Raw genomic sequence first — 11,495 nt, forward strand, 5'->3', positions numbered from 1 at the left:
CCCGATAATGGAAAAAATTATTATTGATGCCGAGCAGTTTCAGCGCACGATTTCACGTATTTCTCACCAAATTATCGAAAAGCACGCTTCGTTAGATAATTTGGTTTTAGTTGGAATAAAACGCCGTGGCGCTGAAATTGCTGAAATGTTACAAAAAAGGATATCGGAACTCTCACAAACAGAATTGCCCTTAATGGCTTTAGATATCACCTTTTATCGTGATGACTTAAATTTTATTCATCAAGACCCGATTTATACCGGTACGGAAGATCAAGTTGATATTGAAGGCAAGAATGTAATTCTAATTGATGATGTACTCTTTACTGGACGAACAATTAGGGCAGCATTAGATGCTTTATTAGATTTCGGGCGGGCGACTCGTATTGAACTGGTTATTCTGGTCAATAGAGGTCATCGTGAGCTACCGATTCGAGCCGACTATGTCGGGAAAAATATCCCAACTGCTCGTAATGAACAGGTTCAAGTAAGGACTCAACATTATGACGGTGCAAATCAAGTCGCTTTAATTCGAGCAAATAATGAATAAAACGATGTTCCGTATGAACCTTTTTTCTGAATTTTGCTCTAACTGGCTTTAGGGCTTATCTTTAATCTTTAAGGGAATTAACAAATGAAATTAATCTCTGCAAAATCATTATTACTGACATTGGTTGCAGCAGTCGGTATTTCACAATCGGCAATGGCATGGGAAGAACGTGTCGTAGCAACAGTGGACGGTGTACCGGTGATGGAAAGCGATGTACAACGCTTACTTGGCAAAAATGCTACGGCAGCCCAACATAAATCGGCTGTAGAGCAAGCTATTGATGACGTATTAATTCAAAAAGCTGTCAAAGAAGCTGGTGTAAAAGTCAATTATGCTCATGTAGATCAAGCAATTGAACAAATTGCAGCTCGTAACGGCATTACTTACGGTCAATTACTGGATGCATTAGATTATCAAGGCATTACATTAAATCAATACCGTCAACAAATTGCTCAACAAATGGCAATGGAACAAGTACGTAATATTAGCATCGGAAAATCAATTCAAGTGCAACCACAAGATGTTCAAGCGCGTGCGCAAGAATTATTAGCACAAGATAAAGCAATCGGTAAATTAAAAACCGTTACCGGCAATCAATACCGTATTAGCCACATTTTGTTAAAAACGACCCCCGTTCTGAACGATGTGCAAGCGAAAGCAAAATTAACGCAGATTACCGCAGACATTAATGCTGGTAAAACAACTTTCGAACAAGCGGCGAAATTAAACTCTGTTGATTATGTTTCTGCAGCGGATGGTGGCGATTTAGGATATAATTTCTTAGATATTTACGATCCTGCATTTGCTAAAGCGGCAAGCATGGCAAAACAAGATCAAATTACTGCGCCGTTCAAATCTCAGTTTGGTTGGCATATTCTTAAAGTAACCGGTAGCCAACAAGGCGACCGCACTGAAGATGCATATCACCAGCGCGCTTATGAGCAATTAGTTGATAAGCAAGCGCAAGAAGCCTCTAGAGACTGGGTGAAAGCGTTAAGAAAAACAGCTAACGTTCAATACGTTAAATAATTTTTGAGAACCTCGCGACTGCGAGGTTCTTTCCTTATTTCTAAAGAGTTAAAATGAGTTCTCCAAATTCTAAAAAACACTTAGGCCATACCGCTCGTAAGCGCTTCGGCCAAAACTTTTTACACGATATGAATGTTATCCATAATATCGTGTCTGCTATTAATCCTAAAAACGGTCAGTTTTTACTTGAGATCGGTCCGGGTTTAGGTGCGTTAACCGAACCTGTTGCTGAGCAAGTGGATAAATTAACGGTTGTTGAGTTAGACCGAGATCTTGCCGGGCGTTTACGTCATCACCCGTTCTTAAATCACAAATTAACGATTATCGAACAAGATGCGTTACGTTTTAATTTCCGTGAATATTTTGAAAGCCTTGAATTAAACGAAAGCGAAGGTATTCGAGTATTCGGTAACTTACCGTATAACATTTCAACACCGTTAATGTTCCACTTATTCAAATTCCACGATTTGATTCAAGATATGCACTTTATGTTGCAAAAAGAGGTGGTAAAACGTTTATGTGCAGCACCAAATAGTAAAGCGTATGGTCGTTTAACCATTATGGCACAATATTATTGTCAAGTAATACCTGTATTAGAAGTGCCACCGACTGCATTTAAACCGGCACCAAAAGTAGATTCTGCTGTAGTGCGTTTAATGCCGCATAAAGTATTACCGCATCCGGTAAAAGACGTGTATTGGTTAAACTGTGTCACTACACAAGCATTCAACCAACGCCGTAAAACGTTGCGTAATGCTCTCTCAACCTTATTTAGCCCTGAGCAGTTAGAAGCGCTGAATATTGACTTAAATGCACGTGCAGAAAATTTAAGTATTGCGGACTATGCTCGCTTAGCTAACTGGCTATATGACAATCCTCCGGCAGTGGATAATCAAGAAGAAATTGTTGACGAAGATATTTAGCCTTAAGCAAGCGGTTAAATTTGTAAAAAATTTTACAAATCAAACCGCTTGTTACAAGATAAATAATTTTGTAGATATAAAAAAACCTAAGATTTCTCTTAGGTTTTTTATCTTTTACTTGAAATTATTTTGTACCGAAAATCTTATCACCGGCATCACCAAGCCCCGGAACAATATAACCATGCTCATTTAGGTGGCTGTCAATTGAAGCGGTAAATAATTCTACATCTGGATGTGCAGCTTCTAACGCTTTAATCCCTTCCGGAGCAGCAACAAGCACAAGCACTTTAATTTGTTTACAACCTGCTTTTTTCAATAAATCAATGGTTGCCATCATTGAACCACCAGTCGCTAACATTGGATCCACAATAATCGCTAAACGCTCTTCTACATCATTCGCTAACTTAGTGAAATACGGTACCGGCTCTAACGTTTCTTCATTACGGTAAATACCAACAACGCTAATACGCGCACTTGGGATATGTTCTAAAACGCCATCCATCATACCTAGGCCTGCACGTAAAATCGGTACCACGGTTACTTTTTTACCTTTAATACGTTCAACTTCGACCTTACCACACCAACCGTCAATTTCTACTAATTCTGTTTCAAGATCAGTTGTCGCTTCGTATGTTAATAAACTACCCACTTCTGTCGCTAATGCACGGAAATCTTTGGTATTAATATCCGCTGCTCGCATTAAGCCTAATTTATGTTTTACTAATGGATGTTTAACTTCTACAATTTTCATTTGTGGCTCCTAAGCATTTAAATGCTAACTTTATGCTATAAGCAGAGTTTTATCCTCTGCTTCTCCTAAATCTATTTATACGCTTTGTGCTTTTGCTAATTCTTCATCTCGCAATACACGACGTAAAATCTTACCAACATTGCTCTTTGGCAATTCATCTCGGAATTCAATCTCTCGAGGAATTTTATAGCCGGTCAAATACTGGCGGCAATAGTTACGTAATTCTTCTCGCGTTAAGCTCTCATCTTTTTTAGTTACAAAGATTTTAATTGCTTCATCTGATGCTTTACTTGGCACGCCAATTGCAACCACTTCGTTTACTTTCGGGTTATGCGCAACAACATCTTCAATTTCATTCGGATAGACATTGAAGCCGGAAACAATGATCATATCTTTTTTACGATCAACAATGCGTAAATTCAGATCTTCGCCCATTACCACAATATCGCCGGTTGCCATCCAGCCATCTTTTAAAACCTCTGTCGTATCTTCCGGACGCTGCCAATAGCCTTTCATTACCTGAGGACCTTTTACCCAAAGTTCTCCTTGTTCACCCATTGTTACATCATGCCCTTCATCATCAACAATACGAATATCGGTATTTGGCACTGGAATCCCAATCGATCCGGTATGCTCGGTCGAATCAGAGCGAGTTGCCGCAATCAATGGTGAACATTCAGTCATACCATAGCCTTCAATGATATGGCTACCCGTTAATTCGTGCCAACGTTTTGCAACTGCAGATTGAATTGCTGCGCCGCCACCTACACTCAGTTTTAAATTTGAGAAATCAACTTCTTTGAAGTTTTCATTGTTTAATAAGGCATTAAATAGTGTATTAACACCCGTTAATGCTACAAAACGGTATTTTTTCAGCTCTTTAACGAACCCCGGAATATCTCTAGGATTTGTAATAAGTAATCCCGTTACTCCCAGCTCAATAAAGAGCAAACAATTCACAGAAAGTGCAAAAACATGATAGAGAGGCAAAGGAATCACTGCAATACGCTCACGAGCATTCTTAAGCAATGGCTCTGCAACCCATTTTGCCTGCAGGACGTTTGCAATCACACTACTATGCGTCAACATTGCGCCTTTTGCAACGCCTGTTGTGCCACCGGTATATTGAAGAAACGCAAGATCATCTTTATAAACCATCGGTTTTACATATTGACGCTGTTTACCGATACTTAATGCTTCGCGGAAACTTACTGCGTGCGGTAACTTATATTTAGGTACTAACTTTTTCACGTATTTTACGACAAAGTTTACCAATGTACGTTTACCAAAAGAAAGCTGATCTCCCATACGAGTTAAAATTACGTGCTTAACACTCGTATCAAAAACCACTTTTTCTAATGTTGCTGCAAAATTTGATACAATAACGATTGCTTTCGCACCACTATCATTAAGTTGATGTTCAAGTTCTCTCGGGGTATATAGCGGATTAACATTCACCACAACTAACCCCGCACGTAAAGCACCGAATAATGCGATTGGATATTGCAATAAATTAGGCATCATTAATGCAATTCGTTCGCCTTTTTCTAGACGTAATTCATTTTGCAGATAAGCTGCAAAAGCGCGGCTACGCTCTTCTAACTTACGAAATGTTAATACTTTACCCATATTAATATAGGCCGGAATATCAGGATGCTTACGCACAGCAGATTCAAGCATTTCAAGTAATGATTCATATTGATTAACATCAATAGTTTGAGCTGAACCTTCCGGGTAATTTTTTAACCAAATTTTCTCCATATTGTCTCCATTAAATCCGTCCTAGAAATACGGGGGTAAACTCGCTTTCCCGTATTTGACTCATCATTTTTTTTATTCCGATAAAAGTCCCGCCGGTGCAAATACACATAGCAAGAACAACCAATAATTCATTTGCAAAAAGTTGAGAAAATCCGACCGCTGATAAAATTAATACCAATAACGGCATGACATAGATCCAAAAAACACTACGCAGCAAAGTTTGCTCTGCGAGACCGATTCGAATTTGTTCGCCGACTGCAAGCTGTTCACTTACCTTTAATTCAAATTTCGGTGCAAATTTTTCCCCAGCTAAAGCAGATAAGGATTTTGTTCCGCAACTTTCTTTTGCCGCACACCCACCACACGCACTTTTAGCGCTACATTGTACGGTTGCTAAGCCATTCCGATAACTAATCACCGTTGCAATTTCAACCATCATTATTTTGTTCTCCTGCATCATGTACCCGCTAACCGCCTTAATTCGCAGAATAAAAACATAATATTTCGTTTAATTCTCATCGGCTAGAGGACGGAGGTCTGAATAGGTAATAAAAAAGCGGTAAGATTGTAGCAAATTTTTGCAAAAAATTCGCTAAATCTTACCGCTTAATTAGGCTAATAATTTAACCTGTTTAATAATGAAACGAAAATGACAGGCTTTCAAGCTTAGTTAGTCTTTTGCATTTCACTATTTTCAGCCGGTTCCATTGAAGATGTTTGAGCTCTTGCTTTTTGTTCTTCTGATAATGTTACTGCGCCAGCATTTGGACGACGTTGTAATTCGTTAGTTTGTAATAACATATTAATTTTATCTTGTTGCTGTTCTAATTGAGTCGCCGTAGGCACATCTTTTTCAGGTGCGTTATAACTTACAGGCTGAACCGAATCACTAAATGGTTGAGTTTGTAAAACAGGCTGATCTGCTTGTGCAATATCATTATCCGTTCCCATCATATTCACACCCAACACTGCAACTAAACACACAGATGCAGCAATACCGGCTTGCATAAGTGGCGTCCCCCAACGTTTAAGTTTGAGTAACATACCTTTTGGCTGGGCCTGCTCATTCGCTGCTACCAATGATGGAGATTCAATCTCTTCATTTTCAAGCAATGCTTCTATTTTTGCAGAGAAATTATCACCTAGAATGATTTCGTCACCATGCATAACACTGCTAATTGCATGGTAGCTAGCCCATTTTTGCTTTAATTCAGGATCGTTACATAATTCATTGATGAATGCATCATCAACATTATGCCCATCCATAAAAGCTGAAAGGGTTTCTCTTTGTTGCATAATAAACTCCGATTGAATCTTAAATCTGCTGCATAAGAGGATTAATTTTTGCATCAATTGCTTCTCTTGCCCTGAAGATACGTGAACGAACCGTACCTACCGGACATTGCATTACTTCTGCAATTTCCTCATAGCTTAACCCTTCTAACTCACGCAAGGTAATTGCGGTTTTAAGCTCTTCAGGCAAGCTCTCAATTGTGTCGAAAACAACACGTTTTAATTCTTCGGACAACACCATACTTTCCGGCGTATCCCCCTCACGAAGCTGTACACCTGCATCAAAACTTTCAGCATCTTCTGCCAAAATATCTTCTTTAGGCGGACGTCTTCCTAAGGCTGTTAAGTGATTCTTAGCTGTATTTACTGCAATACGATAAAGCCATGTATAAAAAGCGCTTTCTCCACGGAAAGACTCTAATGAGCGATAAGCTTTAATAAATGATTCTTGCACAATATCTGGAATATCATCGCGTGCGACATAACGGGTTAATAGACCCGCTACTCTATTTTGATAACGCACGACGAGTAAATTAAATGCTTTTTTGTCACCTTGCTGTGCACGCCCAACCAAAATTTGATCGGCTACCTGCTCACTCATCTATCTGCGTTCTCCTAACTTAGTTACGCGTATATTCTTTCATCACTTTCACATCGTATATCACTTAGTATATAAAACCATTAAAAGTTCCTAAAAGAATAGGCTAATTAAAAAATTTACAAATCATTTTAATCCGAATACATAAGAAGCCAGTATTGACGCAAATATATGCTGCTTACTAGACTGCTCAGGTATAAGAAAATTCAATTTTTCGCTAACAAAAAGATCATTATCCTATAAATGAAGCGGTCAGATTTTACTGGATTTTCGTAAAAATACCACTCTATCTGACCGCTTCTTTCTATTTTTTAATATTTTCTGATGTTTTTTCTATTTCTTTGCTTTTAAATCCGCAACTTTATGCGCACGATAAATAGCATTAATCGCATGAATTAAAGCACGAGCTGATGATTCAACAATATCGGTTGCTAAACCTACACCGTGGAAACGACGACCTTCATGTTCAACCACAATATCCACTTGCCCAAGCGCTTCTGCTCCCTCGCCTTTTGCGGTAAGGTTATAATGCGACATTTTAATATCCATTCCTACAATTTTAAGAATCGCATTATACACAGCATCTACCGGACCGTTACCACCGTTTGACACTTCACTCACACGCTTACCATCAAGTTCAACTTGAACAAAAGCAGAAGCCGGTAAACCGCTAACCATTTGTGAAGTAATTACGTCTAAATGTAATCTGTCTTCATCACCGGCTTGCATATCAATAAAGGCAAGCGCTTCTAAATCATAGTCAAACACCTGACCTTTCTTATCTGCTAATTTTAAGAATGCGTCATAAAGTTTATCCAAATCATAGTCACTTTCTTGATATCCCATTTCCGTCATATGATTTTTTACAGCCGCACGCCCCGAACGAGCAGTAAGATTTAATTTTTCTTTCTTCAAGCCGATTGTTTCAGGCGACATAATTTCATAAGTATTTTTGTTTTTCACCATACCGTCTTGGTGAATACCTGATGAATGTGCAAATGCATTTGAACCGACAATCGCTTTATTCGGCTGAATCGGCATATTACATAATTGGCTGACCATTTGGCTAACACGATGAATTTCTTGCGTGTTAATGCGAGTATCTTTGCCATTGAACATATCTTGGCGAGTTTTGATTGCCATTACTACTTCTTCTAATGCCGTATTACCTGCACGTTCACCGATACCGTTAATCGTACATTCAATTTGTCTCGCACCGTTTAACACGGCAGTGAGAGAATTTGCCGTTGCCATACCCAAATCATTGTGGCAATGCACTGAAACAACCGCTTTATCAATATTCGGTACTCGGTTCATCACATTGGCAATAATATCTCCATATTGTGTTGGCAAGCAGTAACCGACCGTATCCGGAATATTTACTGTGGTTGCACCCGCATTGATTGCCGCTTCAACAATACGACAAATATTGTCGATACCAGTACGCCCCGCATCTTCACACGAAAATTCCACATCATCGGTATAACTTCTTGCGCGTTTTACTGCATGCACCGCCATTTCAACTACATCATCAAATGAACGTTTTAATTTAGATTCTACGTGAATAGCTGAGCTTGCAATAAAAGTGTGAATACGGAATGCTTCTGCAACTTTTAACGCCTCCGCTGCAACATCAATATCTTTATCTACCGCACGAGATAATGCACAAACACGACTATTTTTAATATGTTGCGCAATAGTTTTTACCGATTCAAAATCTCCTGCAGATGACACGGGAAAACCTACTTCCATCACATCAACACCTAAACGCTCCAGTGCTAAAGCAATTTGGAGTTTTTCTTTTACGGTTAAACTTGCTTTTAGTGCTTGTTCGCCATCACGTAATGTCGTATCAAAAATAATAATGTTGTTATTGCTCATGGGCTTTTCCATTAGTGTTAAAACACCGATTTAATTAAAATGAGTAAAATACCTACGATAAACACTCGTTTTTCTTTTTTATTATTTCTTTTAAAAGTTAAGAAAAAAACCGCATCGATGTGCGGGTAAAGTGTGGATAGTGAACTATTTTCGTCCAACCAACCTTTATCTTCGCACAGAATGCGATAACAGAAGAAGTCGAAGAGAAAGTAGTTTTTCCATTGTGTTGTGTGTGTTTATGTTTGCATAGTTATTCGAAATACAAGAGCTATATTAGCCTCAAATAGAGTGAGGTCAATAGAATTTTTCACTCCTCGCAAACGTTTTCTTGGTAATTTCAAATATAAAACAGTGATAAATTCTTCATTTAATAAATTAATTAGCAATTAATCCCAAATTAAGATTATTCCTCCAAATAAAAGCAATGCCTTTTGAGAAATAACAAAGCCTTACACTTTTTATTCGTTTTGTGATTTTTTAAACGATTTTTGGTTAAAATAACGTAAAATCACTATTTTCTTTGAAGATAAAGCTTAAATTTGCTAACCTTTGCAGAATAATTGTCTAAAAAATATTTGAGGAAATAACAATGAATCAATCATTTAAAGCCATCGTTTCAGATTTAGACGGAACCTTATTAAATGCAGAACATAAAATTGGCAATTTTACGATTGAAACATTAAGTAAACTTGCTGCTCAAGGTGTTGATATTTTTCTGGCGACCGGACGAAATTTGCCAGACGTGAAACACATTATCAATAAAGTCGATTTAAAAGAAGCGATGCTAATTACTTCAAATGGTGCAAGAGCTAATTTCCTTTCCGGTGATACCGTCCTAAACCATTACATTCCCGAAGAACTTGCCTTTCAATTAATGCAAATACCTTTTGATCCAACTCGTGTGTGCCTTAATACCTATCAAGGCGATGAGTGGTTTATCAACATTGATATCGAACAACTGAAAAAATATCACAAAGATTCCGGTTTTACCTATCAAGTTACCGATTTCAGCCAACATCACGGAAAACAAACGGAAAAAGTGTTCTTTATCGGGAAAACACCAGAAGATCTTATTCCGATCGAGACTTATATTCGACAACATTCCGGGGATCAGCTTTATATTACTTACTCAGGTATTTTATGCTTAGAGATTATGCATAAATCCGTTTGTAAAGCGAATGCACTTGAGGAATTAGCCAGATTACGAGGCTATACCTTACAAGATTGTTTAGCATTCGGTGACGGTATGAACGATATAGAAATGCTTGCTCGTGTCGGCAAAGGTTGCATTATGGAGAATGCCGACCCAAGGCTAAAACAAGCCCTTCCACATAACGAGGTAATCGGTAATCACAAACATGAAGCAGTCGCTAGCTATATCCGTGCAACCTTTGGTATTATTTAAGTTTCAAGTAAGCGGTCAAATTTCGGAATTATTTTGCAAAAAACAGGTCAAAAACGACCGCTTATTTATTGATCTTTACCCACTAAAATTGGAAAACAAATGAAACTAAAACCTATCATTACCGCATTAGTGCTTGCGGGTATTACAACCGCAGGTTACTTCTATTTTTCGAGTAGCGATGAGGCGCAACAAATTCACTATATAACCGAACCGGTTACTCGCAACACGATAGATAAAAGTGTGCTGGCAACTGGCTCGGTGCGTGCAAGCAAACGTACTGAAGTTGGTGCGCAAGTTTCAGGGAAAATTATTAATCGGTCAAAAAAGGTGATCTGATTGCCGATATTGACTCTAGTAACCAAAGTAACAGTTTAAGCACGGCAGAAGCCAATCTTGCTTCTTATCAAGCCAAGTTATCTTCTGCACAAGTGGCTTTAGAAGTAGCACAATCAAATTACACACGTTTGAGTAAATTATATAAACAAGCTAGTGCCTCTCAATCCGATCTTGAAACGGCTAAAAATACTTTAGCCGCTGCTAAAGCAAGTGTGGATGAAGCAAAATCACAAATCAAATCGGCACAAATTTCGGTAGCTGATGCAAGAACCAATTTAAATTACACCCAAATCGTCTCACCAATGGATGGAACAATTGTATCCGTTCCAATTTCAGTTGGGCAAATCGTGAATTCGGCACAAACCTCACCAACCATTGTGCACGTTGCCGACTTATCAAAAATGTTAATCAAATTGGAGATTTCCGAAGGTGATATTGCTCAAGTAACAAAAGGGCAAAATATGACCTTTTCTACGCTTGCCGAACCGAATCATAAATATCACAGCAAAATTGATAGCGTTGATCCGGCATTAACTACGCTCAGTGATGATAGTGCCTCAAACAAATATACTGAAAAGCCGGTAATACCGAGGCAATTTATTACTATGCGAATTCTTTAGTGGATAATGCTGAACAACGTTTACGGATTGGTATGACCGTGCAGGACAAGTAGAAATTGCCAAACGTGAAAACGTGCTTGTGGTGCCGACATCGGCGTTAAAGAAAAAAGGTAACGAAACCTTTATACAAGTTTTAGAAAACAATCAACCAATTAAAAAGAAAGTCGAATTAGGGTTAGCCGATATACGGAAATCATAGCCGGTGTAGCCGAGGGTGAAAAAGTGATTACAACGCAGCGTTCAGACAGTGAACAAATCAGTATGCAACCACGTAGCAGAGGCCCCTTCTAATCTAGAAAAAACAAGCGGTCGAAATGATCTGACCCCAAAAAGTTAGACTGTTTAATTGGC

Annotated in this window: 10 protein-coding genes and 1 pseudogene; 5 read left to right on the forward strand and 6 right to left on the reverse strand. The window is 38.5% G+C overall.

Annotation, left to right across the window (positions count from 1 at the left end; genetic code table 11):
* Positions 1–7: 7 nt before the first annotated feature.
* The 3 genes from pyrR to rsmA all read left to right on the forward strand — a co-directional run bounded on the left by pyrR (position 8) and on the right by rsmA (position 2,499).
* Positions 8–547 (forward strand): bifunctional pyr operon transcriptional regulator/uracil phosphoribosyltransferase PyrR, encoded by a 540-nt coding sequence (gene pyrR, locus HMPREF0027_RS07390; RefSeq protein ID WP_005623680.1) that lies wholly within the window; start codon positions 8–10, stop codon positions 545–547.
* An 84-nt stretch (positions 548–631) separates the two neighbouring features.
* Entirely contained in the window at positions 632–1,576 is a 945-nt protein-coding gene (locus HMPREF0027_RS07395; protein ID WP_005623683.1) for a peptidylprolyl isomerase, read from the forward strand.
* Between the two features lie 53 nt (positions 1,577–1,629).
* Positions 1,630–2,499 carry a 16S rRNA (adenine(1518)-N(6)/adenine(1519)-N(6))-dimethyltransferase RsmA gene (gene rsmA / locus HMPREF0027_RS07400; protein ID WP_005623687.1) on the forward strand — a complete coding sequence of 290 codons (870 nt, stop codon included), beginning with the start codon at positions 1,630–1,632 and terminating at the stop codon, positions 2,497–2,499.
* Positions 2,500–2,623: 124 nt separating this feature from the next.
* On the opposite strand, the gene upp is transcribed toward rsmA, so the two are convergent.
* The 6 genes from upp to leuA form a co-directional block, all read right to left on the reverse strand.
* A complete protein-coding gene (upp, locus tag HMPREF0027_RS07405) occupies positions 2,624–3,250 on the reverse strand; it encodes a uracil phosphoribosyltransferase (RefSeq protein WP_005623690.1) in 627 nt (208 codons plus the stop codon).
* Positions 3,251–3,325: 75 nt separating this feature from the next.
* Positions 3,326–5,011, reverse strand: a complete 1,686-nt coding sequence (gene fadD / locus HMPREF0027_RS07410) for a long-chain-fatty-acid--CoA ligase FadD (protein ID WP_005623693.1) — start codon at positions 5,009–5,011, stop codon at positions 3,326–3,328.
* A gap of 10 nt (positions 5,012–5,021) precedes the next feature.
* On the reverse strand, positions 5,022–5,450 hold the full coding sequence (locus HMPREF0027_RS07415; protein WP_014991761.1) for a SoxR reducing system RseC family protein: 429 nt from the start codon (positions 5,448–5,450) through the stop codon (positions 5,022–5,024).
* A 227-nt stretch (positions 5,451–5,677) separates the two neighbouring features.
* Positions 5,678–6,307 carry a sigma-E factor negative regulatory protein gene (locus HMPREF0027_RS07420; protein WP_044024364.1) on the reverse strand — a complete coding sequence of 210 codons (630 nt, stop codon included), beginning with the start codon at positions 6,305–6,307 and terminating at the stop codon, positions 5,678–5,680.
* A 19-nt stretch (positions 6,308–6,326) separates the two neighbouring features.
* A complete protein-coding gene (gene rpoE / locus HMPREF0027_RS07425; RefSeq protein WP_005623699.1) occupies positions 6,327–6,905 on the reverse strand; it encodes an RNA polymerase sigma factor RpoE in 579 nt (192 codons plus the stop codon).
* 330 nt (positions 6,906–7,235) lie between these two features.
* Positions 7,236–8,783 carry a 2-isopropylmalate synthase gene (gene leuA / locus HMPREF0027_RS07430; RefSeq protein WP_044024365.1) on the reverse strand — a complete coding sequence of 516 codons (1,548 nt, stop codon included), beginning with the start codon at positions 8,781–8,783 and terminating at the stop codon, positions 7,236–7,238.
* 589 nt (positions 8,784–9,372) lie between these two features.
* Here leuA and HMPREF0027_RS07435 point away from each other — a divergent pair.
* Positions 9,373–10,188 (forward strand): Cof-type HAD-IIB family hydrolase, encoded by an 816-nt coding sequence (locus HMPREF0027_RS07435; RefSeq protein WP_005623705.1) that lies wholly within the window; start codon positions 9,373–9,375, stop codon positions 10,186–10,188.
* A 99-nt stretch (positions 10,189–10,287) separates the two neighbouring features.
* A pseudogene (locus HMPREF0027_RS07440) lies at positions 10,288–11,435 on the forward strand (efflux RND transporter periplasmic adaptor subunit).
* Positions 11,436–11,495 lie beyond the last annotated feature (60 nt).

This window comes from Actinobacillus ureae ATCC 25976, assembly GCF_000188255.1.
Classification (GTDB): Bacteria; Pseudomonadota; Gammaproteobacteria; order Enterobacterales; family Pasteurellaceae; genus Actinobacillus; species Actinobacillus ureae.

Coding starts and splice junctions, on each gene's coding strand:
- HMPREF0027_RS07420 (WP_044024364.1), bottom strand. CDS start 6,307: ATGCAACAAAGAGAAACCCTTTCAGCTTTTATGGATGGGCATAATGTT.
- pyrR (WP_005623680.1), top strand. CDS start 8: ATGGAAAAAATTATTATTGATGCCGAGCAGTTTCAGCGCACGATTTCA.
- upp (WP_005623690.1), bottom strand. CDS start 3,250: ATGAAAATTGTAGAAGTTAAACATCCATTAGTAAAACATAAATTAGGC.
- leuA (WP_044024365.1), bottom strand. CDS start 8,783: ATGAGCAATAACAACATTATTATTTTTGATACGACATTACGTGATGGC.
- fadD (WP_005623693.1), bottom strand. CDS start 5,011: ATGGAGAAAATTTGGTTAAAAAATTACCCGGAAGGTTCAGCTCAAACT.
- rsmA (WP_005623687.1), top strand. CDS start 1,630: ATGAGTTCTCCAAATTCTAAAAAACACTTAGGCCATACCGCTCGTAAG.
- rpoE (WP_005623699.1), bottom strand. CDS start 6,905: ATGAGTGAGCAGGTAGCCGATCAAATTTTGGTTGGGCGTGCACAGCAA.
- HMPREF0027_RS07415 (WP_014991761.1), bottom strand. CDS start 5,450: ATGATGGTTGAAATTGCAACGGTGATTAGTTATCGGAATGGCTTAGCA.
- HMPREF0027_RS07435 (WP_005623705.1), top strand. CDS start 9,373: ATGAATCAATCATTTAAAGCCATCGTTTCAGATTTAGACGGAACCTTA.
- HMPREF0027_RS07395 (WP_005623683.1), top strand. CDS start 632: ATGAAATTAATCTCTGCAAAATCATTATTACTGACATTGGTTGCAGCA.